25 protein-coding genes are annotated in these 24,597 nt (G+C 51.0%); 23 read left to right on the forward strand and 2 right to left on the reverse strand.

Annotation, left to right across the window (positions count from 1 at the left end; translation table 11 throughout):
- The first annotated feature begins 26 nt into the window (after positions 1-26).
- The 8 genes from B2R48_RS02815 to B2R48_RS02850 are packed head-to-tail and all read left to right on the forward strand — an operon-like array spanning position 27 to position 6,138.
- Positions 27-740 carry a hypothetical protein gene (locus B2R48_RS02815; RefSeq protein WP_063089295.1) on the forward strand — a complete coding sequence of 238 codons (714 nt, stop codon included), beginning with the start codon at positions 27-29 and terminating at the stop codon, positions 738-740.
- Positions 724-957, forward strand: a complete 234-nt coding sequence (locus B2R48_RS02820) for a helix-turn-helix domain-containing protein (RefSeq protein ID WP_063089296.1) — start codon at positions 724-726, stop codon at positions 955-957. The genes B2R48_RS02815 and B2R48_RS02820 overlap by 17 nt, the downstream gene beginning before the upstream one ends.
- Positions 944-1,687, forward strand: coding sequence for a conjugal transfer protein TraL (locus tag B2R48_RS02825; protein ID WP_063089297.1), 744 nt, complete (start codon positions 944-946; stop codon positions 1,685-1,687). Before B2R48_RS02820 ends, B2R48_RS02825 begins: the two co-directional genes overlap by 14 nt.
- Positions 1,687-2,124 carry a hypothetical protein gene (locus tag B2R48_RS02830; RefSeq protein WP_063089298.1) on the forward strand — a complete coding sequence of 146 codons (438 nt, stop codon included), beginning with the start codon at positions 1,687-1,689 and terminating at the stop codon, positions 2,122-2,124. The genes B2R48_RS02825 and B2R48_RS02830 overlap by 1 nt, the downstream gene beginning before the upstream one ends.
- A 28-nt stretch (positions 2,125-2,152) precedes the next feature.
- Positions 2,153-2,491 carry a hypothetical protein gene (locus tag B2R48_RS02835; RefSeq protein ID WP_063089299.1) on the forward strand — a complete coding sequence of 113 codons (339 nt, stop codon included), beginning with the start codon at positions 2,153-2,155 and terminating at the stop codon, positions 2,489-2,491.
- A 13-nt stretch (positions 2,492-2,504) separates the two neighbouring features.
- Positions 2,505-2,810 carry a hypothetical protein gene (locus B2R48_RS02840; RefSeq protein ID WP_063089300.1) on the forward strand — a complete coding sequence of 102 codons (306 nt, stop codon included), beginning with the start codon at positions 2,505-2,507 and terminating at the stop codon, positions 2,808-2,810.
- The gene (locus B2R48_RS02845) at positions 2,807-5,221 is read left to right on the forward strand and encodes a VirB4 family type IV secretion system protein (protein ID WP_083952854.1); all 2,415 of its coding nucleotides are present in this window, start codon (positions 2,807-2,809) and stop codon (positions 5,219-5,221) included. The genes B2R48_RS02840 and B2R48_RS02845 overlap by 4 nt, the downstream gene beginning before the upstream one ends.
- The gene (locus B2R48_RS02850; protein WP_143588749.1) at positions 5,203-6,138 is read left to right on the forward strand and encodes a hypothetical protein; all 936 of its coding nucleotides are present in this window, start codon (positions 5,203-5,205) and stop codon (positions 6,136-6,138) included. Before B2R48_RS02845 ends, B2R48_RS02850 begins: the two co-directional genes overlap by 19 nt.
- A gap of 17 nt (positions 6,139-6,155) precedes the next feature.
- Here the strand turns inward: B2R48_RS02850 and B2R48_RS02855 are convergent, their stop codons facing one another.
- Positions 6,156-6,995 (reverse strand): hypothetical protein, encoded by an 840-nt coding sequence (locus B2R48_RS02855; protein WP_063089303.1) that lies wholly within the window; start codon positions 6,993-6,995, stop codon positions 6,156-6,158.
- Here B2R48_RS02855 and B2R48_RS02860 point away from each other — a divergent pair.
- From B2R48_RS02860 to B2R48_RS02890, 7 genes are read left to right on the forward strand one after another with little or no spacing between them, the layout of a single operon-like run.
- Positions 6,994-8,172, forward strand: a complete 1,179-nt coding sequence (locus tag B2R48_RS02860; RefSeq protein WP_063089304.1) for a hypothetical protein — start codon at positions 6,994-6,996, stop codon at positions 8,170-8,172. The two genes, B2R48_RS02855 and B2R48_RS02860, sit on opposite strands and share 2 nt — an antisense overlap.
- Before the next feature lie 19 nt (positions 8,173-8,191).
- Positions 8,192-8,503, forward strand: coding sequence for a hypothetical protein (locus B2R48_RS02865; protein ID WP_063089305.1), 312 nt, complete (start codon positions 8,192-8,194; stop codon positions 8,501-8,503).
- Entirely contained in the window at positions 8,500-9,210 is a 711-nt protein-coding gene (locus tag B2R48_RS02870; RefSeq protein WP_063089306.1) for a hypothetical protein, read from the forward strand. The genes B2R48_RS02865 and B2R48_RS02870 overlap by 4 nt, the downstream gene beginning before the upstream one ends.
- A complete protein-coding gene (locus tag B2R48_RS02875; protein WP_063089307.1) occupies positions 9,207-9,599 on the forward strand; it encodes a hypothetical protein in 393 nt (130 codons plus the stop codon). Before B2R48_RS02870 ends, B2R48_RS02875 begins: the two co-directional genes overlap by 4 nt.
- Complete coding sequence (locus B2R48_RS02880) at positions 9,596-9,769, forward strand: hypothetical protein (protein ID WP_168173425.1); 174 nt, start codon at positions 9,596-9,598, stop codon at positions 9,767-9,769. Before B2R48_RS02875 ends, B2R48_RS02880 begins: the two co-directional genes overlap by 4 nt.
- Positions 9,757-10,551, forward strand: a complete 795-nt coding sequence (locus B2R48_RS02885) for a type IV secretion system protein (protein ID WP_063089308.1) — start codon at positions 9,757-9,759, stop codon at positions 10,549-10,551. Before B2R48_RS02880 ends, B2R48_RS02885 begins: the two co-directional genes overlap by 13 nt.
- Positions 10,548-11,660 (forward strand): TrbG/VirB9 family P-type conjugative transfer protein, encoded by a 1,113-nt coding sequence (locus tag B2R48_RS02890; RefSeq protein ID WP_232308418.1) that lies wholly within the window; start codon positions 10,548-10,550, stop codon positions 11,658-11,660. Before B2R48_RS02885 ends, B2R48_RS02890 begins: the two co-directional genes overlap by 4 nt.
- Before the next feature lie 83 nt (positions 11,661-11,743).
- Here B2R48_RS02890 and B2R48_RS02895 read toward each other — a convergent pair whose 3' ends face one another.
- Positions 11,744-11,944 carry a hypothetical protein gene (locus B2R48_RS02895; RefSeq protein WP_232308419.1) on the reverse strand — a complete coding sequence of 67 codons (201 nt, stop codon included), beginning with the start codon at positions 11,942-11,944 and terminating at the stop codon, positions 11,744-11,746.
- On the opposite strand from B2R48_RS02895, the gene B2R48_RS02900 reads away from it, so the two are divergent.
- The 8 genes from B2R48_RS02900 to traI all read left to right on the forward strand — a co-directional run bounded on the left by B2R48_RS02900 (position 11,943) and on the right by traI (position 24,576).
- Positions 11,943-12,800, forward strand: coding sequence for a TrbI/VirB10 family protein (locus B2R48_RS02900; protein WP_232308420.1), 858 nt, complete (start codon positions 11,943-11,945; stop codon positions 12,798-12,800). The genes B2R48_RS02895 and B2R48_RS02900 overlap by 2 nt on opposite strands.
- A gap of 3 nt (positions 12,801-12,803) precedes the next feature.
- Positions 12,804-15,038 (forward strand): hypothetical protein, encoded by a 2,235-nt coding sequence (locus tag B2R48_RS02905; RefSeq protein WP_063089310.1) that lies wholly within the window; start codon positions 12,804-12,806, stop codon positions 15,036-15,038.
- The gene (locus tag B2R48_RS02910) at positions 15,038-16,057 is read left to right on the forward strand and encodes an ATPase, T2SS/T4P/T4SS family (protein WP_063089311.1); all 1,020 of its coding nucleotides are present in this window, start codon (positions 15,038-15,040) and stop codon (positions 16,055-16,057) included. Before B2R48_RS02905 ends, B2R48_RS02910 begins: the two co-directional genes overlap by 1 nt.
- Entirely contained in the window at positions 16,057-17,946 is a 1,890-nt protein-coding gene (locus B2R48_RS02915; RefSeq protein ID WP_083952850.1) for a type IV secretory system conjugative DNA transfer family protein, read from the forward strand. The genes B2R48_RS02910 and B2R48_RS02915 overlap by 1 nt, the downstream gene beginning before the upstream one ends.
- On the forward strand, positions 17,933-18,172 hold the full coding sequence (locus B2R48_RS02920) for a hypothetical protein (RefSeq protein WP_063089312.1): 240 nt from the start codon (positions 17,933-17,935) through the stop codon (positions 18,170-18,172). Before B2R48_RS02915 ends, B2R48_RS02920 begins: the two co-directional genes overlap by 14 nt.
- Positions 18,165-20,990 (forward strand): zincin-like metallopeptidase domain-containing protein, encoded by a 2,826-nt coding sequence (locus B2R48_RS02925; protein WP_168173424.1) that lies wholly within the window; start codon positions 18,165-18,167, stop codon positions 20,988-20,990. Before B2R48_RS02920 ends, B2R48_RS02925 begins: the two co-directional genes overlap by 8 nt.
- A 68-nt stretch (positions 20,991-21,058) precedes the next feature.
- On the forward strand, positions 21,059-21,418 hold the full coding sequence (locus tag B2R48_RS02930) for a hypothetical protein (protein ID WP_063089314.1): 360 nt from the start codon (positions 21,059-21,061) through the stop codon (positions 21,416-21,418).
- Positions 21,415-24,576, forward strand: coding sequence for a TraI/MobA(P) family conjugative relaxase (traI, locus tag B2R48_RS02935; RefSeq protein ID WP_063089315.1), 3,162 nt, complete (start codon positions 21,415-21,417; stop codon positions 24,574-24,576). The genes B2R48_RS02930 and traI overlap by 4 nt, the downstream gene beginning before the upstream one ends.
- The last annotated feature ends 21 nt before the right edge of the window (positions 24,577-24,597 follow it).

The following is a 24,597-nucleotide window of genomic DNA, read 5'->3' on the forward strand; positions in this document are numbered from 1 at the left end:
TCAGTGTCAGTTTGTGGGGATACAGTATGGATTGCGAAAAGCCGTCAGAAATTGACATCACGGCACCTGCGACAACAGCTTTCATCTTTAAGGAGGTGAACCGTCGCGACTGGTACCTACGCTTGTCAGCTCTGGCCAAGGAACTTCCATATATCGACTTTAAATTTGCCCAAGTTTCGAAAGGTTATCCGCTTGATACCCGTTCGAAGCTTCGCCTGGCGCGTGTGATTGCTAAAGCAGAGGTCGTATCAAAATATCCGGCCTGCCCTAATAAATGGGACGATATTACCGAAAATTTCGTATCTGATGGTTACGCTGTTGCAGTTTTGGATCTGGTTCTGGACGTTCTCGCCCAAGAGAACATTCACCTTGTTCCCCGTCGCATTGAAACTGGCCCGGTCGATGATATTCACTTGCTAGAGTTATCGTCTGGCAAGACTGAGAAATCCGGTTCAGTAAATAACATTCCGAGCTTGCTTGCGGGCAAAGAAACTCTGGCTACACTTCTGGCAATATGTCTCGGCGGCATTCTTGGAAGTTTTCTTGGTGTGCTATTCGGCCATTTGTTGGTCGTGCTATTCCTTGCTGAGGAACCTCCCCAGATATATTGGGAGCCCCCCGGATTTTCGCTCCGGCATTGGGAGAGATTGAAGAGTTTGATCTCCCGCTACCGCTTGATCAGCCCGACACCCTCAGTAAGCCGGTTCGACCAATGGAGGTCGAATGAACTGGCAATCTGATTATCTCGTTTTTCACCGTCGTATGCACGAACAGCGCAAAGCGCTTGGCCTGTCTCAATTAAAGACCGCCAGCCTTATTGGTGTGTCTGAAAGAACTTATCGCAATTTCGAAAACGGTACCGGGGATCTTGAAGGTGCAAAGCTTTTCAAACTCGCCAGTTCGCTCGGTATCAAAATCATCATTTCAGACGGAGTTATCGCTGATGGCGTTAATTAACATCACTCTGCAAGGCAAAGGCGGCGTCGGTAAGTCCTTCGTCAATACGCTGCTATTGCAATATTACCTTCAGCGCGGTGTGCCGGTTCAGGGGTTTGACACCGACCCGGTTAACCAGACCCTTGCCGGTTTTGAGAAACTGCCAGTCAAGATCACGAAGCTTGCGGATCGCGATGATGAAGTCAATCCGCGTTATTTCGATACATTGATCGAAGATCTGGTTGCTCTGCCCAAAGATGGCGTTGCCGTCATCGATAACGGTTCGAGTTCGTTTCTGCCACTTTTGTCCTATCTCGTCGAATCTCAGGTGCTGGAAATGCTGACGGATGCCGGTCATTCAGTCCGTCTACAGTCGGTCATCACGGGCGGTCAGCCGATGATGGACACTATCACGGGACTTGATCGGGTATTACGCTCGATCCCAGACATTCCTGCCATTGTCTGGCTTAATCCGTATTCTGGCCAGATTGAACATCGCGATCCCGGTTCTGCGCCCAAAGGGTTTGAAGATTTCAAAATCTACAAAAACCATAAAGATCGAATATACAGCCTGATCCAGATCCCGCCTGTGCGCCAATCAACTTTTGGCGAGGATATCAAGGCGATGATGGCAGCCCGCCTGACTTTTGATGAAGCGATCGCATCCGAAACCTTCAACATTATGGCCCGTCAGCGTCTCAAGACAACTTGGGGCACCCTTTTCAACATCATGGAAGAGGCGATGCTCTGATGTCTGCACTTGATGAAACCCCGCCATTTCCAAACAGCATTGAGACAATCGATGAACTGCGCACATTTTTATGGAAGCAGCATGGAGTAACTGTCGGAGAAGACGATCCGATACTTTTAGTCTTTACAATGCACCGGGTCGCTCTTGCTCAACAAGAACGCCACTATGACAGGCAGCGAAAGCACTTCATCGAGGCCATCAACCAGTCGATCAGTCATTTCACATGTGATGTCAAAGGTGCGATTGAAACCTTCAAAAATGAAGCAATCGGCGATGTCGTACGCGAACGCATAGAGGCGATGAATGAGGCCTCCCGACAGGCTGACAGAGCCTCGGCAAACATTCGCAAATATATGTTTTACCTAGGAATCTTAACGGCCGTGAACTTGCTGGCTGTGTTCTTCAGTATCGGCCTCCTGTTCTCAGTAACCAGATAGCTTTCACCTTTATCCCATAGAGGAAAACATGAAGAAAATTGACCTCAACACTCTGACCTTATCTGCATTTATTTCAATGACCATGATCGCTCATCCGGTCATGGCCCAAGTTGATCTTGGGGACACATCAGGCGACGGCGATACATCCTGGTCCGGCTACCTCGTAGATGGCCTGACCGGGATTCTGGATGGTTTGGTAACGATTGGCGCTGTCGTGCTTGGGATCGGTCTTTGCGCATGGGGGATTGTCGGCGCGATCAACGGCAAACTTGATCCTATGCAGGCATTAACCCGAGTGGTCGGTGGTGTTGTCGCTGTGGCTGCACCGTTTATCGGCCCCGCGCTCCTGAACTTTATCAACAGTTGATAAGGAAGAGCGAATGAAGGCGGCAAGTGTCGTGCAGGTTCATGTCCAGCATCAGATGACCCTGGCAGGTCTTCCTATGAACCTCATTGCGTTTTCGGCAATAGGGGCTCTGGTTGCTCTGATTATTCCACTTGCCTTGCAAACAGTGGTTTTGCTGATCCCGGCACCCTTGGCCGGACTGATCATCACATGGGTTTTCCTCATGCGCAGATTTCGGGCTAACCCCTTCTTCGACAAAGAATTGATCCTTGCGCCGAAGTTCTGGTTCAAGCGACGACACAAAGTATCTGTGCTAAGCGCAGGTGGAGGTCATCAATGATCTGGCCAGAAGTGATTTCTACTCTAGGTGTCTCTGCGATGGCAGGTGGTCTAGCTCTACCAGCCACCCGCAAACTGTTACTCGGTGATCTTAACAACGACTGGCTCCAGGACGAGCTGGAATTTGACAGCATTGATCATAATGATGGTGTTACAGGTCGTAATAAAGACGGTTCATTATTCCGTGTCTGGTCACTACCTGGAACGAGCTATGATGCTCGCGTTGAGACCGAACAGAACAATCTCCTTCTGGGGCGCGGTAATCTTCTGCAGGATCTGGCAAAGCTGGGGGTCGCTGTTCGTTTCAGCGGTGTCAAACGTCAGCGTTCAATTGGAAGTCATGGAGAATGGCCCAATTCGGTTCTTCAGGAGATCGGCGACGCCGAAGCTGAGCGACACAAATCGAGTTACTTCATTGATTGGTATCTGATGCTGTCGGCAACGGACATGCAAGCCCTGTCCGAGGCCGACGACAAGATTCAGGCATTGTTGGCAACATATAATGTTACTCCAGTCCGGATTGCAGAATATCCAGATGAACCATGCTACCTCACAGGATTCCTGAATGGTCTGGTATGTGGTGAATATCGCCGCGACCTGTCCGTTGCCAGCCACAACATTTCCGGACGCTTGCCAGCGTCAGATATCAGTTTTGATAAACTGACAGGCCAGATCGGCACACATGTCCCTGATCGTAAACTGCAGAAAATCATCACTATCACGCACTGGCCAGAAATTTTGAATGCCTTGTTCCTTGGCGAGATTCTTGCACTGGAAGGCGACATTGAAGTCAGTCAGGTATGTGAACCGTGGGGCCGCGATCAGGCAACACTATTCTTCGAACGGCGTCTGATATCAGAGAATGGACGGATCTTTGGCAACCCGGCCGGCGCAAAAGAAACATCTGCACTACTGTCGCTTTTAAAAGAAAATGCCACGGCACTGTTTGCAACTCAGTTTTGCATTATTCCGCGTGCAGCATCTGAAGAAGCACTTAACGAACTTATCCGCGAAATCACAGTTATTCTTGCTGACAGGAGGATCGGTTACTCAATCCAGACAAAAGGTGCGCCTGCCTGTTGGTTCAACCGGATGCCCAAGCCGCTCAAAGGCGGGATGATGCCCCCCGGAAGCCGGATGATGGCCAGCCTTGACCTGCGCGATCAGAATATTGCAGCCATCTGGGCTTTGCCCCACACACCTAACGGTATGCCAGAGAGCCCGCTCGGCCCGGCACCTGTGCGACTTTTCTCGACACCTTCAGGGCAGAGCTATTCATTTCAGTTTCATGTCGTAAACAAACCTCTGACGCTGGCAAACTTCCTCGTATTTGCTCCGGCCGGAAGTGGCAAGTCCACCCTGATCATGCATCTTCTCAGTGGCTTGGCCAAATTTCCCAAAGTGCGTTCATATCTGTTTGATTCCCAAGAAGGGTCACGCTTCATGGTGGAAGCCATGGGAGGTCTCTATCAAGGTTTTGACAGCCTGGCACTCAATGCCCTGGATGTCGGTGAGGACACCCCTGAAAACCGCGAACGCATTAGGCACATCCTGTATTCCCTCGCCGGAGGGATAGAAGATCGCGAAGACAGGAAGGCGATTGATCTCGCTGTCGAGACCGCCTTTCTTATTGATCCGCCGGAGCGGACATTGAACGCCATCTATCCTTATGCCTTTGCGCGTCGATCATCTCTACGAGATGCATTTGCGCAATGGGTTGTCGATGAGAAAGGCAACAAAGGCATCCGCAGCCACATCTTCAATGCTCCGCACGATAGCCTTTCTGGGATGCTTGATCAGTCTTTCAATGTCGGGATCAATATGAATCAAGCATTGAAAGACCCGACACTGGGCGCACCGATTGTCGCTCACATTTCCGAGGCGATTTATCACTCTGCTGTGCAGATGGCTGCAACCAATGGGGAAGTAGATGGCGGGTTTGCCATCGTTCTCGAAGAAGCGGCAAGACTGCGCCAGAACAAAGGCTTCCGGGATCTCAGCGACGTCATGTATCGCGAGTATCGAAAGCTTGGCGGCATTGTCGGGATGATCTTCCAGGATCCAGCCGCCCTCACGGACAGCGAAGGGTATGAGGCGATCATTGAGAATACTGCGACCTTCATTTTCTTCCCAAACTCCAAAGTCACCGAGAAAAGTCTCATTCCGTTCAATTTGAACGAAGAACAAAAGCTGTTCATTCAAGGCAAAACACGCAGTCGCAAGAAAAAGGACCGCCGTGTCCTGATCGTCAAACGTGATGAGACCACAGGTTATGAAGAAAGTCTGATTCTGGACGTGGACCTGACTCCTCTTGGTGAACCCGCACGCTTCTATCGCAGCGGCCCGGCCGCCAATGCGGTCCTTGAAAGTCTCAAACAAAAATGGGGGGCGACATGGCAAAGCCACCTGTAACGCGAGCGCGGCTTAAGGGCATGATCATCGCTGGCATGTTGATCATGACGCCTTCATTTGCATACGCCACTTATCCAGTCTTTGACGCGACCTCTTTTGTAAAGCTCACAGAGCAATTTAACAGTCTGCAAAAGCAGCTCGATCAATTGATGGAGCAAACCCAAATCCTTGGGAAAATCAGCAAGGCTGCGCAAGATCAGATCAACGCCATTGGGAAAATGGGTAAAATTACCATGCCCATCGTCAATATGGCGAAGATGGTCCAGGCGATTAACAAAGACGCTCGTTGCCTTTTACCCGATCTCTCGCGACTTCTGCCGAGCATCGATCTCGATGATCTGGACTGGGAAAGCATTTGTGCTCGTCGTGCCTTCTATCAGGAAATGTTGTGGTTCGATCCCAACGACCCGGAAAGCTGGAAGTTCAATGAAGGAACAGCACCTGAAGACTGGTCGAACCCTGATGGTGGCAGTTGGGGAGGTGCGGGCAACGGTCCAGATTGGCAAAATCCTGACAGCTCCCCTGAAGCAGATTTTGCGTTCCGAAAGGCAAGAGACCTTGCCCGGCAGCAGGTTCTTGCCAGGCAAAATGCAGTGGTTAAGGACGCGATCAATACAGGGTTGTCTCAGTCGGATCAGATTATTGATCAGGTGGACGAAAACCAGCAAACAGCGGATGAACTCGAAGCAGAGGCAGATGCCGCCGAAGATCTGAAAGCCCTAATGCTCGTCTTGATCAAAGCTATTCTTCATCAGGACAGGCAGGAGATTCAATCCCAACAACAAAGAGCACAGTTGATCCGTATTCAGGCGGCAACCCTGCTCAAACTTATGCCGCCTGAAGCAACAATTGAGGAAGCTCTGGGTGGAGTGGATTTAGGAGAAGAAGAGACAGCAGAAAATGGGGGCAACCAATGATCGCCCTCACCACACCTTCAGTTCAGTTGTTTGAGCATCGTCTCCAGGGCCTTACGGTCTGCATCACTAAGCGTATCCCCGTGATCGCTCAGATAGGCCTCGATCACCTGACGGCTTTGAGTGCGGGATTTGGCGTTCTTCTTCGCTTCATTTTGCTGACGGATCACGTTGTTCAACAGTGCCGTGTCGTAATTCGCCACTTCTTCCGGAGATCGCCAATCAGGAAGTTCACAAGTGTTGGAGAGAAGAACCACATCGTCACGCCCAACTTTTTTCTGAAGGCTTTCACATATAGCGTTGTCCCATTCGTTGTAAGGAACGCGAATCCAGTCAGTCCTGGGCATCATAGAGAACTGTCCACCCATTGCCGTGGATGCATATTCAAAGCGCCATTTTTCGTAAGCCCTCGACAAATCATGGCAGTATTTGATGGTGTCAAGGTCGGAATTGACCAATTCCATTCCCTCAGTGCCATATCTGCCAAGAATATAGTCAAGAGTGAATTGGGCACGGTTTGCTTCATACTCAGCTTCATATTGACTGCGAAGTTTTCGGTCACCGGCTCCATTAATTGGATTCCAAACACGGCGAATAAAGTCGCGCGTTTTATTTCCGTATCCGCCATCCCCTCCTCCTCTTTCTGTATCAAGCCAGACACGGTTCCAGTAATCGAACGCTTGGTTATCTACACATCGTTCATACGCCTTCTCCAGCTGGAGAAACGTGCGGTCCTCCTCCCAGAAGTTTCTCGCCCTATCAACATCGAAGAAGGCCGTCCGAACAGGTTCTTTGGCAATTTCATACAGCCCAGGGGTTTCACCCAAAGCGGGCAAGCTCACCAAAAGGATCAGCATCATGGAAAACGCTGAAACAATAGACTGTGCGACCTGTACTGTCGCGCAAACCTTCATCGGTCTTTCCGAGAAATTCTTTGGTTCGCTGTCCACCGTACTTTTGGACGGCATGATCGATGTTTTCATCGCTGTAACCTGCCTCTGGCTGTGTGTTTCAGGTCTAAAGATTCTACTAGGTCAAACAGATCTTGCAAGCATAGGTAGAGAACTTTTCTTCGTAATTCTGGCAGGAGCACTACTTGCTGGAAACAAAGCCGGTCTTGTCATGGGTTTTTATATGATTGCGACCGAAACCATGAATGCAGCGGCAAAAACAGTGCTAGTTGCCGCTCAAAATATAAACGACAAATCTTCTCTCATTGATGTGCCGGGCAAGTACACAAAAGCGGCCGCGTTAATATATGTGGCAGAACAAGGGTTCTTCAAAGTCCTTGATGTAGCTTGGGAACTCTGGAAATCGTTTTCGGTTGGCAACATGACCGGCCCACTCACGGCTGTCCTGATCGTCATTCCGTGGATGCTTCTGGTCGTCGTGTATTTTGCTCAAGTTACAGTCACGCTTTTCCGTGTTGGCGTAATTGCCGGGCTTGCCCCCTGGATACTGTTGGGAGTGGGATTCCAATGGAGCAAAGGGATGGTCTGGCAGGGAATCAAATCACTGATTGCAGCGGCTATGGTCCTTTATGGAGCAACCATGGCAGTAGGTATCTGTCTATGTGCAGTTGCCTTGCTCTCCTCAGGAGATACCTTCTCCGCCGCCAAAATGAGTGGTGGAACCTTCTTCACCAGCTCGGGCTTCCTTGCAGTTGTTCTTGGCGTGATGGGAACTGTCTTTGTCACCGAAGCGACTGCTGTCGCCAATTCTATAGCTGAATCGCAATTCACCAACACTGCAGCCGCAACTATGGCCGGTGCCGCGCTCGGTGCTGCCGCCACATTGGGCAAGAAGTTTGCGCCTCCCGGAGCAAAAGCTGCGCTGGCGTTTGCGGATAAGGCAACCGGTGCAATCCAGTCTGGCATCGGCTCAGCCCAAGACGCTTATGCGAACAACTCCGACATTCTTGGCTCAGCCAAAAGCAGTCTTGGCGGAGATATCCGCGACCTAAGCCGGGGCAACCATACCAAAAACTTTGATGACTATCTCGACAGCCTCCGTCGTGGCGGCATTTCACGCAACTGACACAGATTAGGTGAGGATAATGAAAATCCTGATTGAAATTTACAGCCTGCTGTTTCCGGTCGCCGGTTTTATCGCCACGATGATCAGGCAAGCAAGTCTTCTAACCATTTCTGCACTCGTCTTGGCGCTTGTTTTCGAACCGGACAATCTGGTGATGATTATTCGTGCGTTTCTCTCACTGGAAATTCGGGATCAAGCCCAGATTTTGCGGCAAGTCACGCTCATGGTCTTGGGTGTTTCATTCATCGTCCAGCTCGCGCTTGACCTCGCAAGTCTCAAATCAAGCCGTGAAACCAGCAGCTCTGTTGACGGTGAGAAAGGTGCATCATGACCGGCCCCGGCAAGCTCTCATCCGATGGACAGCATGATAGCTCCCACCATCCAGAAAATAATCGGGATGAACAACGGAAGTGCGACAGCGGAAAGTGTGAGTACGGCAGTTTTCCGCATGGATTGCTTAAGCGGGACATTGTTCAGAAAACCCCAAACAACCAGGACCAGTCCAACAATCAGAAAAGTGAGGATACCGCTGAGCGCAGCCGGTTCACCACATTCCTGTACCATATGGGCAAAGAAGTCGGGATCAGGGGCAAAGTCATTAGGGGAAAGTGCTCCTTGCAGGAATTCCGTGCCGACAAGGGTGTGATGATCAAGACAGGTTGCAATGCTCACCCTGATTTCCTTCCGTCCTTTATGGTGTCACTTGCAAGCTTTTCCCTCTGTGCTGCTATCACAGAAGGTGCAGGTGGTGTGTATTACATCTTCTACGCCACGCTGGCCTTTTTTTCGAGCTTGGTCTGCATCCTGTTTTACAGGATGTTTTCAGGGCGGCCGGTCTTCAATCTGATTGAAAAATGCCTGCCAATGCGCGGCATATGCCTTGTGTTTCTCATGGCATTCGCAGTCCTTCCCGACAAAGAACCCTACTGGGGGATCCTTTCAGTCGCGATCCTGCCCTGCGCTGCGATCAGCGCCTTCCGGGACGTTTCCATTCTTTCCATGAAGCTTGTCTCCCTCCGCAAGAAAGGTTCGTCATGAACAATTTTGATAAGAAAGCGCAGCTCAAAAATGTGCGTCATTACATCCTTCCGGAAATCGCAAATTGGCTTGGTTTTGTTTTGAGGATGGGTGCCTCCTTTCTGGCATGCGTCTCTGGCTACATCGGTGGCAGTTTTCTGCTTCTGATCTGTTTCGTTCCGAATGAAGCTATCTATGCATTTGAGATTTTGGCAACGACCACGCCAGAGACCTTGCAGAGTGGAGCTCTCGAATTGGCTCCCATTCTGACCGGCTTGTGGTTCATGCATATGGGCTTATTTGCTGCCATCTCCGGCAAATTCCCGTTTTCAGCTAAAGCTTCGAAGCACCCTGAAAAGATAGGCGCAGCACGATCTGCCTTCCCCTCTATCGAAGGAGAAAGCAAGTGAAACATCTGATCATTGTTATCTCCACTGTCGTTCTTCTTACCGGTTGTGCGGTCACCAAAAAAGATGTGGAATTGCCCAAAGAGGGCACAGGCACAGACGAAATGAAAAAGAGCCCGTGTGCCTGTCAACCGATTGAATTCAACAGCGGAGGCTTTGAATGGGTCGGTTGAAAACATTCCTTGAAAACCGTCGCTTTCGCCGCGCTGCCAAACTCGCGAAGAAGAACCGTGTCAAGGCAGAACGCGAGGACAAACGAGCTGCAGCTGCAGCACTCGCCCCTACCGGTCGGCACGCTGCAGTTGCCACGGCAGATCCGTTTGCCTTCGAGGCGTCTCATAAACGGCTTGCATGGATGTTCCGCCTTTCGGCCGGCGGAAACATCGCGCAACTATTCGCCATTGTTGTGCTGGTCAATGTGATCGCCGGCATGGTGCCCTTGAAAGAGAAAATTCCCCTTCTGATCCGACCGGTAACAGACGATCAGCTGCGCTTTCGCATTGAGCCTGCAACAGAGGATGTCAAGGGCTTTGATGTCGAACTTGAAGGCACCGCAAGACGCTATGTCAAAATGCTTCTTGAGATCGATGCGGTTTCACAAGAGGCCCGCCAACGCGAAGTCTCGAAGATGAGCGAAAGAAAGCTCTGGAACACGTTTCATTCCGAGTGGATTGAAAGCGGAAAGATCAGCGATGCGATTAAAGAGGGTCGTGATCGCGAAATCAAAATCGAAAGCGCAAACCGCATTTATAGCAGCGACAACAAATACCGGTTCGCTGTCGATTTCACGCGCATTGACAAGATCAAAGGAAAGCTTGTCGGAGATCCTGTCAAATTGCGTGCCTACCTGTCGATGGTCTCGGTTCCGACCGTCGTTTCCCTTGAAGACAAATACACCAATCCGTTCGGCATCGTCGTGACGGACCTGTCTCTGCGTTCCCGAGGTGGATCATGATCATCCCTAAAATCCTTCGCATATTTATTCATCTTGTTGCGGTCCTGTGCCTTATCGGATTTATCGTGCTGATGGGACTTGACGCGATGGCACAAACCCCAGCACGGCCTCCAATGCCAGGGCAAAGTGCGCCATTCGTCGGCTCGCAGGGTTCCCCCACCACGCCGAACGCCGCACCCCAAGCGGCGATGCCGGTTCCTGACAGTATCGTCGAACAGGCAAAACAACAGGCAGAAGGCGAGTTTGGCGTTCTTGAACGTCCTCGCACGTCTGGACAGATTCAAGAGGTGTGGGACTACGCCACAAAAGACGATGGCGTTTATATCACCGATCTTTGCAAGGACTGCACCTACCGTATCCGGACCCGCGAGTATGCCATCACAGTCATTGAACTTCCGCAAGGCGAAGTCATCAGCAGAATTGACATTGGCGATCTAGACAATTGGACAGTCCAGGAACGAGGGGAACGGCGTATTGCTGTTCGCCCAAAAGGATATGGATATGACACCAGCATGGCTGTCTATGGCGCGTCTGGCCACGTGTATCCGATCTATCTACGGGCAGAAGGTGTTAATTCGACAAATATCCCCGACTTAATGGTGCGGATCGCTGGCGTCGTCCAGATAGATCGGAATATTGCGGTTCCGGACGTCGGGAAAACGTCATCTGAAACGACTGTTACCTCTCCGACCGATGAATCCACCAAGACATCTGCCAAGCTTCCGAAACTGGCAGTGTCGGGAAATGACAACGTTTCCGATGCTGTGACAGGTCTTACGGAAACCGCTCCTGGAACAGCTGATGATGATTTCGTGGCAGAAGCCAAATTTGATCCCAACTCACTGCGCGGTTGGGGAAAATACAAGTTGTGGGGTGATGAGGAACTGGAACCCGAAACCGTCTTCAGGGATGACGAATTCACTTACATTCGCTTTGGCGACAAGTGGAAGGATGTGGAACTTCCCACGGCTTATGTCGTCGTCGATGAATTTGACGAACTGGTTAATACCAGAGTGCAAGGACAGACGTTCATCGTCGAAAGCACTCAGAAGCTGATCACGCTCAAGAGCGGTTTCAAGTTCATGTGTATTGAGTACACAGGGGCATAGCAAATGAACGGCTTTTGCGATATCGCCCTGGTACTGGGGATGACTTTCAGCGGGATGTGCAGTGACGCTGGACAAGGGGCACATCAGCCAACCTTGCCCGAAGATGATCGATCTGTCTGGGAGTTGCCAGCTGCACCGCCACCACCCCCGCCAGCTCCGCCCCCGGCCGCGCCGAATTTCCCGCCAATCATCATCAAACGGGAAGCTCCGCCACCTGCCCCTGCACCGGAACCGGAACCAGAACCAATGCCAGAGCCAGCACTCGAACCGGCGCCACAAGTCATGCCGAAACCAGATCCCTATCGGTTGGCATTGCAAGCAGCCTGGTCACGGGCGCAACAAAGCACTGCGCGGAACGTTGCGCTTGCTGCCTACAGCAACCCTACCGTTCCGATGGGACCAGATGAACCGCCATTGATCGGTACCGATCTACCCAAAATCGGTCGCAGAATTTCGCCCGATCCGCTGGACCTGAAGCAGATCGGTAAAGAGCCAGAAGACTATTCCGGCCCGAGAAAGGTTTCATCTCTGCCCGTCGATAACTCACGCAAGATCGCGCAAGACAGATACATCTCGGTCCAGCTTGAAACCGGGATAAACACGCAGGTCGGCGCAGATGAGCCAGGATCCGTCATTCTGCAAACCACTCGTGATGTCTATGGCTACCATGGACGGTTGGTGTTGGTGCCGAAAGGCTCCCGCCTTGTATGCACCTTCATGGCCCCAAGTGACATGGGGAGCAGCCAGATCGGGATCAATTGTGAGCGCATTCTCATGGCTGGTCATCGAGCTGAAATTGTCGATATCGGATCAAATGTGACCAATCAGCAGGGTTGGCTCGGTGTTTCTGGCGAAGTCGATAACCGGTTCTGGCAGCGATATGGAAATGCCTTCTTGCTGACCGGCATTTCCACAGCCGTTCGATATGCCGCAGCCAGCACAAAAAGCGAAAACGATGATGGCGAGGTCGCAACGGCCGCTGCCGAGAAAGCATCAGAAGAACTTTCCAACAAGTTCGGCGAGATAACGGCTGACATGCTTGAGAAGACCATCGATCTCAAACCGATCATCCAGATACCACAAGGTACCCGTCTTCAGATCCGTCCTGCAACGGACTGGTATATCAAGGAAATGGAGTAAACCATGAAGAGCAAACTGCTAGCGTTGCTTTTGCTGTTGTCCTGTCTTGACCTGTCGGCATCAGCGCAGGATATCAGCAATGACACAAACACCAATGCGCCTATATCGACTGCCGCTCCCGAAGATACGGCCGACATCGATGCGATGGTCGAAAAGGTAAACATCATCACCCGTGCGAACAGCACAACGGAACTGCCCGAGAACGATCCGATCCCGCTTGATCTCGGACTTGTCGAAGTTCCGGGAGTCTCCACGGATCTGACAAAGGGTGTTACGGCCAAAGCATATGCACGATACGTTTCTGTTGACGGCATGAAGATCGGTCAGCTGGTGCTGTCCAGTGTCGAGAAAGGTGATCGTGTTGAAGCCCTGAACTCCGACAACTTTGTTGCACAGTTCGATCTCAATCAACCGGCTCTGGATCCTTCTTCACCAATTTCGGTTGAAGGTAACAAGGAAGAACTAACTGCAGCTCTCGAACGTCTTGCAGCAGATGAAGAAACATCAGAACAAGTCAAAGAAGAAGAAGTGGCTGATTCCGGTGTTGGCGCAACAGGTGGAGATCCGGGTTCAAACGCAAGCTCCAATCCCGACGCATCAGGCTATAGCACTCCGGCCTCTCTTGACGTAGGTGACGCACCCAAAATTTCGTCAAACATCACTACAGAAGGGTGTGAGATCCGTGTCGATCTAGATCAACTTCAAGCGATTCAACAAACCCGGGTGGTCACAACGACAGACGGCACCCCGGAATATGGCGAATGTGCTGATGGTGCGGAGCGTTTCAAGATTGATATGTCGTTCGCTGTATGCCCCTACGATGAAAATATCGAAACGATGAAGGCAACCGCCCAGTTCATGTATTACTACACGGATGGCGGCGGAAACCGAGAAGAGATTGGCGATTGTCAGCCAGACTCTGAGAAAGTCTATGACATCGTTGAAGACCGTAACGCATGTCGTGTCTATCTCGATTACATCAACCTTCAGGCCATCCCGCAAGGCAAGCTGGTTTACACCAATCATAATGGCAAAGTTGTTCCTGTAGCCGATTGTGCTGCATCAATTGAAATCGATCCGGTGCCGATGATCGAAACCACCGAAGGCTGCGATATTCGCGATGACTTTATCGCCGGAATGTCATTTGGTCGTTCGAAATATATCTACAATCTTGAAGGTCAGGATTGGGATACGTCCTGTCAGGATAACGATGAAGAGTATTCACACACCACGATCTATAAGACAGCCAACGGCGATCAGGTGTGCGAACCGATTATCAACAGGGAGAGCGGGAAAGTTACTCTTCAAAGCCGGGTGATGATTAATGTGAACGGCTTCGAGCTTTATCGCTCGCCATGCACGCCGGACACCTCTGCCAAGGATATCCAGTCAACGACGGCCGGCTGCGAAGATCCATCAAAATGGACCCACAATCTCAGCACCAGTCAAAGTATCGGGCAGGAACGGTTTTATTATCTTCTCGATGGGAAACAGGAACCCGTTACTGAATGCCAGGACAACGGTGTCATTTATTCTCATCAACAGGAGTTGACCGGCTGGCAACCTCACGATGTGCAGCTTTTCGCTTATAGGCTCGTAACGGTCTATATCGAGGGCGTTCCAACCGTTACTGGTCGATACAACGTACTGACATCCCAGGTGCTACCTGGAGACCCCCAAATTCCCTACACATATGTCGGCGTCGGGCCTGCAACAAATGGGGAAACCTTTTATGAGGGATGCACCCGGTTTGACGAACGGGACGAAGTGGAGACCTACAAGCGTCCTGATGGGTCATCGCATAAAGTCATAGTTGGTGATGCGCTACCATTAAATCTTGGCAACAAGTGCATCGCGAACTTTGACTGGGCCACCCCGACCAACTCGAGCTGGACAGCCCCCCAAAACCATACTGGGGGTCCTTGCGGTAATGGCTCTGGAACCACCACAGTCAAAGTGGGCGGATCCGACGGCTACTACGAGAACCGAACGGTCTACAACTCCAACCATTGCAACTATACCTCGTCAGTAGGAACAAGAACGACTGTGCGCGAAGACGGGGAACTCATAGGAGAACCGCAAAGTAATACCTGCACAACACTCGCGGCACAAAGCTCAGTCCACCAAAAACAATCAGGCTGGGAATATTGGACCCAATACGAACCAAATAAATACAATTACCCCACACATTCCGACAGCGTGAAGAGCGGTTGCATGGGCAACTGGGGGTGGTGGTGATGAACGCCATAACCCCACCAATTAACCCTGTTTACAGGCAGATTGTCCTACCTCTTGCCCAATATTATGACGATCCAAACACTGTGGAGGTCCGGCTGAACAAGCCGGGCCAGATCATCGTGGATCGCCGAGGAGAAGGCAAACAGCTCATCGTTGATGAGAACCTTACACAGGCAGCTATTGAGCAGCTTTGCAAAAGCCTGTCGAATGTCCGTGGTCTTAATTTCGATCCGGACAACAATCCAATCCTCTCAACGGCATTGGATGAAGGGCATCGCTTTGAATGTCTGGTCGGACCATCCGTCCGGTCGGGTCTGAGTCTTGCAATTCGCTGCAAGCATCCTTTCGTTCCGACATGGGATCAGCTCATCAAGGCAACTCGAAAAGGCAATCGGGATGCACTGGATGAAGCTCTTGAGCGCCGAAAAATCCGGTGCGAAACCGAAATCCGCGATGTTCTGATTGAGGCGATGGTAAATGGCTGGAACATCATCATCTCGGGCGGCACCAATACCGGTAAAACGACCCTCCTAAATCTACTGCTTGCTTCTCTTGATGACGATATCCGTGTGATCGGTGCGGAAGACACGATGGAGTTGGCGCTTGAACGGTTCTGGGACGGCAACGGATTGCTCGCAGCCCGTGAGAGTGCAGCAGGAACCGGCATGGTGGATTGGCGTGTTCTGTTCGATCACACCAACCGCATCACTCCGGACAGAGTTTTGTTTGGTGAAATCAGCACCAGAAATGCCTTTGCCGCTCTGGGCACGCTCAATGCCGGCGTAGAAGGTGTGACCTTCACGATCCACTCTGAAAACCCGAGACACGCCATCCATCGCAAGTTCGATCAGAATATTGCCTGGGCGGGGATGAAAATGGACAGGGTTCCAGAATTTTTGACCGAACTCGTTGATGTTGTCGTTCAAATCAAGCGGGACCGTGACGGTTTCCGACGGATCACAGATATCTGGCAGCCCAAGAACGACAATTTCATCCTCAAAGACGGGAGGGCAGCGTGATGAGCCAGCGTTTCGGTCACTTTCTTCTTGTCGTCATTTTGCTAGGGACCATTGCTGGCATCCTGCTTGAATGGCATCTGTCGGTCGGCTTCGATCCCAGAAACCCGGATTGGTGGAAATGGCTGGGTGCGACTTTGGTTCACCCGGCCGGCCTTCCTAAGGAAATGCTTTTTCCAGCCTTTGGGATCATCCTTGGCGGTATCGCGCTTATGGGCGTTGTTGGTTTTGTTATGAACCGCGCTCGCAACGATACGATGGCTGGGGGGCGTAGCAGCAAAGATATCCATGGCTCAGCTCGCTGGGCAACCATCAAGGATATCCGGAAAGCACGTCTTTTTCGCAAAAACGGTGTGGTCATTGGCAGTGTCAAAACCGGACTTGGGAAAGTTCGGGAACTCCGGCATAACGGGCCTGAACATGTGCTGGCATTTGCTCCAACTCGTACAGGTAAAGGTGTCAGTATCATTCTTCCAACACTTTTGAGTTGGACGGAAAGTGTTCTCATCCTTGATATCAAAGGTGAGAACTTTGCCAAAACAGCGGGTTGGCGAGCAAGCCTCGGACATCGTGTATGTCGTTTTGATCCCACCAATCCCGAGCCAAGCGAGACAATCCGTTTTAACCCGCTTGCCGAAGTCCGCATTACATCGCGGCGGGATATTGCCGACTGCCAGAATATCGCAAACATGGTCATTGATCCGGATGGCAAGGGAATTGCTGGCAATTACTGGCGTGAAGAAGGTTGGGGATGGTTATCAGTTGTCCTTTTGCATGTGCTTTACAAGGTCATGAAAGAGGAAAATCGCATCGCCTGCTTTGATGATGTGAATATCTTTCTTTCCGGCATATCGACAGTGAAGCCGCCCGCAGAAGCCTTGGAAGCTGCAAGGGAAGGAGCATCCAGGGAAGTTTCAGATGATCAGATGTCAGCACAAGACAACTTTGTAAAGATCCTCGAAGCGATGGCCGAATATGACCATGGTTATGCACATGTAAATAAAGAGGTGCGTCGTGGAGCGAACAGTCTTGCCATTAAAGCTCCACAAGAAAGATCTGGCGTACATTCGAACGCGAAAACCCAGCTAACACTCTACGCTGACCCGATCATTGCTGAAAACACCGCTGTCAGTGATTTCCGGCTTGATGATCTGATGAACGGTAAAACACCAATGTCGCTTTATCTGGCCTTCTCGCCGGCGGACAAAGACCGCCTGGTGCCATTGATCCGAATTATGATGAACTTGTTCTTGCGCCGCCTCACCGAGAAAATGGAGTTCGAAGACGGCAAGACGAAGCGTGGTTACAAGCATCGCCTCCTGCTCATGCTTGATGAGTTTCCGGCAATTGGCAAATTAGAGATATTTGAAGACGCTCTCGCCTTCATGGCCGGCTACGGCATCAAAGCCTACATCATTATCCAGAACATCGAACAGCTCTGGAAAAAGTATGGCAAAGATGAATCGATCTTTGCGAACTGCCATGTTCGAAGCGCGTTCACTCCGAATCAATTTAGCACTGCCGAGCTCCTGTCCAAATTGGCCGGCAAGCAGACGATTGTTCAACGAAAACAATCACAGTCAGGGAAAGCCGGCTCAATTACCGGTTCAAATTCGGCAAACATTCAAGAAACTTCACGGGACTTGCTGACGCCTGACGAAATCATGCGCTTGCCTATGCTCGATGTCGATGAAGACGGGAATAGACCACCCGTGCCGGGTGACAGCTTGATTTTCGTGGCTGGTCGCCCCCCGATTTATGGGCGTCAGCGTCTTTATTTCCTCGACAAGAAACTGTCCGAAAGATCGAAACTCGCACCTCCACGGATGAAACAATCGGGTGTCGCCAATCTAACGACCGTAACTATGGAGAAACAGCATGACGCAGCCTGAAAACATCAAGGGCGCAAACGCCCGGTTAAATGAAACAGAGTATCTCAAGCTCGCTTCCTCCGTTGTTGTGGCTGCGAGTGTCGGCGGGCCAGTTCCAGTTGATCCGGATGTTGCAGACGCGATGGGAGCCTTTGACGAAGAGGCGTTGTCTCTTGATGACGCCTTGGACAGTCACCTCGATGGCGAAGATCCAACCGCATTCGAGGAGATTCTGGGCAATGGCTAAAATGAATTTCCGCGAGAACGTTGTTAAAACGCTGCTTGATCAAATGGAGGCTGGCACCGCCCCCTGGCAAAAACCTTGGGAACCCGGCCGCTTCCGTCAACCATCGTTCAACCCTGCAACTGGAAAAGCCTATCGCGGCTTGAACCAGGTGTGGCTCGAAGCACAAGGCTATGCAGATCCGCGCTGGGTAACTTACCGCCAAGCCCAGTCGAACGGATATCAGGTCCGAAAAGGCGAAAAAGGAACACAAATCGAATATTGGCAATGGTCTGAGCGCAGCCCAATGCGAAATGAGCAAGGGCAACCAATGCTCGATGCAAACGGCAAACAACGGTATCTGGAAACCCGGCTGGATCGCCCAAAGGTATTTCACGCTGTCGTCTTCAATGGCTCTCAGATTGACGGTCTTGAGGCGTATGTCGGCCGCGAACCAGAGTTTAACCCGGTTGAACGCGCTGAACAGGTGCTTTCAGGGTTGAATGTCCCGATCCATCATGATCAGCGAGACCGTGCCTTTTACCATCCACTCAGCGATGAAATCCATATGCCCCCGAAAGGCTGGTTCAAAGGACAATACGAATATTATGCAACGGCCTTGCATGAAGGTGGCCATGCCACTGGCCACCCTTCCCGTCTTGCCCGAGACGGTGGACCATTCGGGTCTGAGGATTACGCTCGCGAAGAGCTGCGAGCCGAAATCGCAAGCTACATGATGACGACTGAGCTCGGCCTCGGTCACTATCCGGAACGTCATGCGCCCTATCTAAAGAGCTGGATGGCTGCGATCCGTGAGGATCGCAATGCTTTGTTCCAGGCAACGCGAGACGCAGAAGTCATTCGAACGTGGGTTATGGAGCCTGAAAAGCGCTTGGAACTTGCCCAGGGCAAGGAACAAACAAAGGAAATGTCCCAAGTGCAATCGATGTCGCCAGGAATGTCCGTTGATCAACGGATGGACCAGAGACGACGAGAAGCCATAGACAACATGTTTGAAAAACATCCCGAAGCCCATCCGACCCTGTGGGCTATGCATCTGCAAGATTCTCTGGTTTTGACCGGTTCTCGCGAAGATACACAATTGTTGCCTGTAAACGTGTTGAAAGAACGGTTGTACGCAACAGACCTGTCCACAGACAACCTTGTGCGATTTATGGGGCAGTCCGCCGAAATGGCGAACTGGGCAAATGTCGCCTTAGGAGATTTACCAAATCAGGACGGTGGCACGCCCAGCGCCCTCCACCAACATTACAGCCGGTTGGCGGAGAGGTTTAACAAGGTCGATTGGCTCTCTGATATAGCCGCCTCATCAGAACGCAAAACCATGGGTGCGGCCTATCGAGCCGAGATTTTAGCTGAACTTGAAAAAGAATCCGGCAAATCTGCTGCCCATCAGGAGTTTCTGTCAGCCATGTGGGATCTGGACGGCCCCAAAGAGACAAGCCGTATCGAGAAGCCTTCCTGGTATATCGAAGCGGAGGAACGCAAGACCGGCTTTCTGATGCGCTTGTCTCTGCCGATAGCGACAGAAAATACCAAGATCTCTGAACAGTCCATGTCCCCGCAGCAGAATTCGAGCCGGGAGGAATTGCAGATGTCTGAAGCTGACAAAAGCCAAATTTCTAATGATCAAGCATTCGATCATTCAGAAAACAAACGCATTTATCTGAATGTCCCATTCCGGGAAAAGAATGAGGCCAAGGAAGCTGGCGCAAAATGGGATCGTCGGCATAAATCCTGGTATGTCAATGATGGCGAGGATTTGAAGGCCTTTACCAAATGGCAGCAAAAGATCGAGGTCAACGAACAGGAAATCGATCCGATGCAGGAGTTTGCAGCTGCCTGCAGGTCAGAAGGTTTGTTGATCGACGAACCTGTCATGGATGGTAAATGGCATCGTGTTGCCGTCATCGGAGATGCAAAAGGCAAAACCAGCGGCTCTTATCGCGGTTTCATTGAAGGGATACCAGCTGGCCAAATCATGAACTTCAAAAAGGCGTCGGAACCCGTCAAATGGGTCTCAACCGGTTCCAAGGTTGATCCTGCAGATCTCGAACGCCTCAAGGCGCAGGCTGCGGCCCGGAAAGCAGAGCAACAGCAGGAACTGCAGTTCCAGTACAAGCAGGTGGCCAAACGCGCGTATGGCATCTTTGCAAATGCGATTGATGCCTCAAATGACCACGGATATCTGAAGAAAAAGCAGGTAACTGGTGAAACGCTTCGTGTGGATCGATCTGGAAACCTTCTTGTGCCGATGAGCAATGAAAAAGGCTTCATCGAGAACGTCCAGAACATCTCTTCCGATGGTACAAAAATTTATCTGAAGGACGGACGAAAACGCGGCCTGATGCATGTCATTCCTGGCAAAAAGAATAGCCCGCTTATCATTGCCGAAGGCTATGCGACGGCAAAAAGCCTCAACATGGCCACCGGCTTTAGTACCGTAGTAGCCTTCGATGGTGGAAACCTCCCGGTTATCGCGGAAGCCATGCGGCAACAGAACCCCGACCGGCAGATCCTCATCGCCGCTGATGATGATCACAAGCTAGTTGAAAAACTGGGTTTCAACCCGGGCCTGAAAGCAGCAGAACGGGCTGCAGATAGGTCACAGGCCCAGATCCTCAAACCCATCTTTACGAATGAGGAAAAGCTGCAAGGTCTATCTGATCACAATGATCTGCATGTTGCGCGAGGCTTTGATGTGTTCCGGCGCGAGATCCGCGAACAACTTTCGGAACTGGGTATTTCGACCAGCCGTGGCAGATCAACGCAGATCTTGTCCAAGAAACAAAAGACCCAATCAAGCCAGATGTCGGTTTGATTTCTTAAACGTGCCGACGGTCCCCGGATCGTCGGCACCCTCTCATCGATTTGCGACAGGATTGGGCATTGGCAACAAACAAGAGAAGACTTCTGGTCACACTTCCAGACGAAGAAAGCAAGTATCTTGATGATCTGTCTTCGCAATTGCGTCTTTCCAGATCAGAAGTTCTGCGACGTTTGCTTATGAACTCGCCGTTCCCGAATGCTCGTGATTTTGAAGCAGCCCAAGCGGTCCTTGATTTACTGCAAGTCAATGCAGATCTCGCTAGGCTCGGAAACCTTCTGAAACTCGCGCTTGATGAGCCACTGAGCGCCGATCTCTTACGTAAATTCGATGAATTGACGGTCTCCATCAGTTCCACCCGTGATGAACTGAAAGATGTCGTACGAAAGATTGATCGAACTATCGGCCGCGGTGCGAAATGATCGCCAAGAAAATCCCTAAACGACCGGATATACCTGACAATTACAAAGAACTTGCAGAATACATTGCAGCGGCTAAGGAGCCGGGTGAAAAGCTGGATAAATTCTGGATCGAAAACTGTGGTGCCGGCGAAACACTCGATGATCTCGAACTGGCCTTGCGAGAGGTCTACGCTGTCCGTCTGATGAAACCCGAGGTCACAGACAAATCATATCACATGGTAGTGTCATTCCGGCCGGGTGAGAAAGATCGACTTGCAGAACAAGATTTGAAGGATATCGCTTCAGCTTATGCGGAAGGCCTCGGCTTTGCCGAACATCAATATGTGGCTGGTACGCATATTAATACTGACAATTTTCATATGCATATCGCCTTTAACAAGATTCATCCCCGAACGCTTCAAGTCGTCAATCCTTTTCGGGATTTCAAACTGCTTGATCGCGTCTCGCGAAAACTTGAAAAACAATTCGGCCTGTTTATCGACCGGGGCATGGCACAGCGAGAAAAGCACGGGCCTAAATTGTCGCCTTCAGCTCGTGATTATGAGGCGCAAACCTGGCAAGAAAGTTTCCAGAATCACGTTCTTCAACATCGCAAAGATCTGCTCGAAAAAATCAATGGGGCGGAGGCATGGCAGGATGTGCACAAAATTCTTGACGAACATGACATCGAGCTTAAAAAACGCGGCAACGGTTTTGTTCTGGTCGGCCCTGACGGTCAGGGCATGAAGGCCTCAGCACTTGATCGTAACATGAGCAAATCCGCCCTTGAAAAGAAGCTCGGCGATTTTGTGCCACCGATTAGAGAAACAGTCGACAAACCCTCCCTTCCGAAGCCAACTAAACGACGCTACAAGCGTCGGCCAACAATGCGTCATCCACGCATGTCCCCACTTTGGCGTCGGTATCTGAACAGTCAGAAACCCGTGCATCGACGCAGCTCACTCCTGTCACGCACGATTTCAAACTGGAAACTGTTTCTGCTCAGTGAGGCGTATCGAGATCCTTTGGCCATGGTGTTTCTACTCGCCCAACAGGAATTCTTTCACTTGGTGTTTGGTGATGATCGTCCCACACCTGTATCCAAACTTACCGCTCCTGCACTTGCCGCCTGGCGTGAAGCCGGAAAGTGGGCGGACGCCAAAACACTAAACTGGCTCGCAGATACTCGTTCCACTGGACGCGGTTGCCGACTGGATGATGCCGGCAATCTTCTTGTGCCCTTTAAAGACGAGAACGGCTTTATGCAGGCTGTCCGCATATATGCGCCTGACCAAAAATCGATGTCAATCGGCAATACCAGTGCAAAAGGCTTGGTTCATGTCATCGATTCAAGAAAACAGATCAGTTCCGGGCCGGTGATCTTCACAACCGACTATGCCGAAGGGGTTAAGATTCATGATGCAACCCGCCGTCCAGTCGTAATTATCGCAGATCCACGTGAACTGCAGCTGGTAATCAACCGCTATCGGAAAACCAATCCTATGATTAAACCGGTTGTCTCAGGAACGGTCGATGCCAAGTTACCTGGTATCGGGTATGTTCAAATGCCGAACCAAGACGATCTTACCGAGATCCGACGCGCATTTTCCCGTGCGACAGGGGACGAGGTGTTTCTCGTCTGGGATGCCTGCCAGGAATGGGCAACCCCCGGCAACTCATCGTGGCTCAGATCCGCCGGCATTCGCGGCTATGGCGTAAAACTAACAGCAGATGGTAAGATCGCCGTTCCTCTCAAAGATCGTTCAGGCCGCTTGGAAAATCTCATTGTGATCGATCAAAAAGGGAACCAGAGAACCGTCAACGATCCGGTTGACGATATGCCCCTCTCCCATGTGATTGATCCCGCATGGCGGAACGAAAAAGATACCATCATCGTTGCGCGTGATTATGCCGATGCAGCAGCCATCCATCGGGCAACAAGGTGTCCCGTTGTTGTTCCAGAAACTCCGGACGACTGGCAGGCCACCCTTGAACAAACCCGCCTGCGATACAGTGACGCAACGATCATACTTGCTCTGGATAAACAGGAAGGTCCGTGGGAAAAGATTGCGACCGAAAAACTCTCCGCTCAGATCGTTCGGCCAGCACGCGCTAATACGTTCAAGGAATATGCCTTGCATGAGCCCTCCCGATCAGCTGCCCGTCTGATTGATCTGGGCCATGATCATTTCAATTTCGATCCCGATAAATCGAAATCCGAATTTGTAAAGCTTCAAGGGCAGGATGGCTCGGAACGTTTCGTCTGGGGTGTTGATATCACCAGCGCTGTCTATGAATCTGGTGCAAAAGCGGGCGACTGGATCACACTTGATATTTCGGAAAAGAAGAAAGTTCAGGTCTTGGAAAAACATCGTGATGATCAAGGCGTCCTTCATAGCCGCATGGTCACTACACACCGCAACGTCTGGAAAGCGGAAATCCAGCCTGATCCGGATCGATCTCCATCAATGACTGCGTTGCGCAATGAAATGGCCCTTCCAATTGGCGATGACGGGTGGCTCGCGTGGCAGGAAGCTGTTGCCCCGGACAAAAATGTAATGTCCGCACGGGTCGAAATGGGCTCTGAGAAGGCTTGGGCCGGTTTCCGTGTGGATGGTGCAGGAAATGTCCTTATCCCTCTCAAAGACGCTGGAAATCGCCTCTCTGCCGTCCAACGTGTTAACAATAGCGGATATGTTGAAACGCTGGTCGGTGTGGGCAGCGTTCAAGGGCTACATCACGTTATTGGGGGAGCTTTGTCAAAGGATCCGGACGATCCCATTCTTATGACTGATGACCTGATTAGTGCCATAGAACTCAATCGTCTTACAAAAAAGTCCGTTGTCTGGGCTGTTAAATCGGAAAATCTGGAAATTGTTGGAAAAAACCTGCGCAGACATAATCCAGATCGGAAGATTGTCATCGCTGCAACCGATGCGCATATGGCCATCGAGAACAGGCCGCTCGATCAAGCCAGGAAAGCAGTTATGGTCTCTGGTGCTGATTTGCTTTATCCGCCTCTATCTGATCCAGACAAGAAGCAAAATAAGATGTCATTCGGAGATCTTATTAAATCGGGACAGACCAAGGCTGTCAAAGCCGCCCTTAAGAAAGCGGGCATTGATGTCGAAAACAAGAAAAAAAGGCGGTCAAGAAGTCAGGGACAGGCTATCGATTAAGAAATGGCGATAGCCCATATT

Origin of the sequence: Thalassospira sp. UBA848 (assembly GCF_002295455.1) — a bacterium.
In the GTDB taxonomy this organism is placed as follows: Bacteria; Pseudomonadota; Alphaproteobacteria; order Rhodospirillales; family Thalassospiraceae; genus Thalassospira.

Excerpts from the sequence above, each read along its gene's own strand:
- B2R48_RS02910 (WP_063089311.1), top strand. The coding sequence starts at position 15,038 with ATGAACGCCATAACCCCACCAATTAACCCTGTTTACAGGCAGATTGTC.
- B2R48_RS02835 (WP_063089299.1), top strand. The coding sequence starts at position 2,153 with ATGAAGAAAATTGACCTCAACACTCTGACCTTATCTGCATTTATTTCA.
- B2R48_RS02865 (WP_063089305.1), top strand. The coding sequence starts at position 8,192 with ATGAAAATCCTGATTGAAATTTACAGCCTGCTGTTTCCGGTCGCCGGT.
- B2R48_RS02825 (WP_063089297.1), top strand. The coding sequence starts at position 944 with ATGGCGTTAATTAACATCACTCTGCAAGGCAAAGGCGGCGTCGGTAAG.
- traI (WP_063089315.1), top strand. The coding sequence starts at position 21,415 with ATGATCGCCAAGAAAATCCCTAAACGACCGGATATACCTGACAATTAC.
- B2R48_RS02875 (WP_063089307.1), top strand. The coding sequence starts at position 9,207 with ATGAACAATTTTGATAAGAAAGCGCAGCTCAAAAATGTGCGTCATTAC.
- B2R48_RS02850 (WP_143588749.1), top strand. The coding sequence starts at position 5,203 with ATGGCAAAGCCACCTGTAACGCGAGCGCGGCTTAAGGGCATGATCATC.
- B2R48_RS02920 (WP_063089312.1), top strand. The coding sequence starts at position 17,933 with ATGACGCAGCCTGAAAACATCAAGGGCGCAAACGCCCGGTTAAATGAA.
- B2R48_RS02925 (WP_168173424.1), top strand. The coding sequence starts at position 18,165 with ATGGCTAAAATGAATTTCCGCGAGAACGTTGTTAAAACGCTGCTTGAT.
- B2R48_RS02845 (WP_083952854.1), top strand. The coding sequence starts at position 2,807 with ATGATCTGGCCAGAAGTGATTTCTACTCTAGGTGTCTCTGCGATGGCA.
- B2R48_RS02830 (WP_063089298.1), top strand. The coding sequence starts at position 1,687 with ATGTCTGCACTTGATGAAACCCCGCCATTTCCAAACAGCATTGAGACA.
- B2R48_RS02885 (WP_063089308.1), top strand. The coding sequence starts at position 9,757 with ATGGGTCGGTTGAAAACATTCCTTGAAAACCGTCGCTTTCGCCGCGCT.
- B2R48_RS02895 (WP_232308419.1), bottom strand. The coding sequence starts at position 11,944 with ATGACTTGTGGCGCCGGTTCGAGTGCTGGCTCTGGCATTGGTTCTGGT.
- B2R48_RS02890 (WP_232308418.1), top strand. The coding sequence starts at position 10,548 with ATGATCATCCCTAAAATCCTTCGCATATTTATTCATCTTGTTGCGGTC.
- B2R48_RS02840 (WP_063089300.1), top strand. The coding sequence starts at position 2,505 with ATGAAGGCGGCAAGTGTCGTGCAGGTTCATGTCCAGCATCAGATGACC.
- B2R48_RS02915 (WP_083952850.1), top strand. The coding sequence starts at position 16,057 with ATGAGCCAGCGTTTCGGTCACTTTCTTCTTGTCGTCATTTTGCTAGGG.
- B2R48_RS02820 (WP_063089296.1), top strand. The coding sequence starts at position 724 with ATGAACTGGCAATCTGATTATCTCGTTTTTCACCGTCGTATGCACGAA.
- B2R48_RS02905 (WP_063089310.1), top strand. The coding sequence starts at position 12,804 with ATGAAGAGCAAACTGCTAGCGTTGCTTTTGCTGTTGTCCTGTCTTGAC.
- B2R48_RS02855 (WP_063089303.1), bottom strand. The coding sequence starts at position 6,995 with ATGATGCTGATCCTTTTGGTGAGCTTGCCCGCTTTGGGTGAAACCCCT.
- B2R48_RS02900 (WP_232308420.1), top strand. The coding sequence starts at position 11,943 with ATGCCGAAACCAGATCCCTATCGGTTGGCATTGCAAGCAGCCTGGTCA.
- B2R48_RS02870 (WP_063089306.1), top strand. The coding sequence starts at position 8,500 with ATGACCGGCCCCGGCAAGCTCTCATCCGATGGACAGCATGATAGCTCC.
- B2R48_RS02860 (WP_063089304.1), top strand. The coding sequence starts at position 6,994 with ATGGAAAACGCTGAAACAATAGACTGTGCGACCTGTACTGTCGCGCAA.
- B2R48_RS02815 (WP_063089295.1), top strand. The coding sequence starts at position 27 with ATGGATTGCGAAAAGCCGTCAGAAATTGACATCACGGCACCTGCGACA.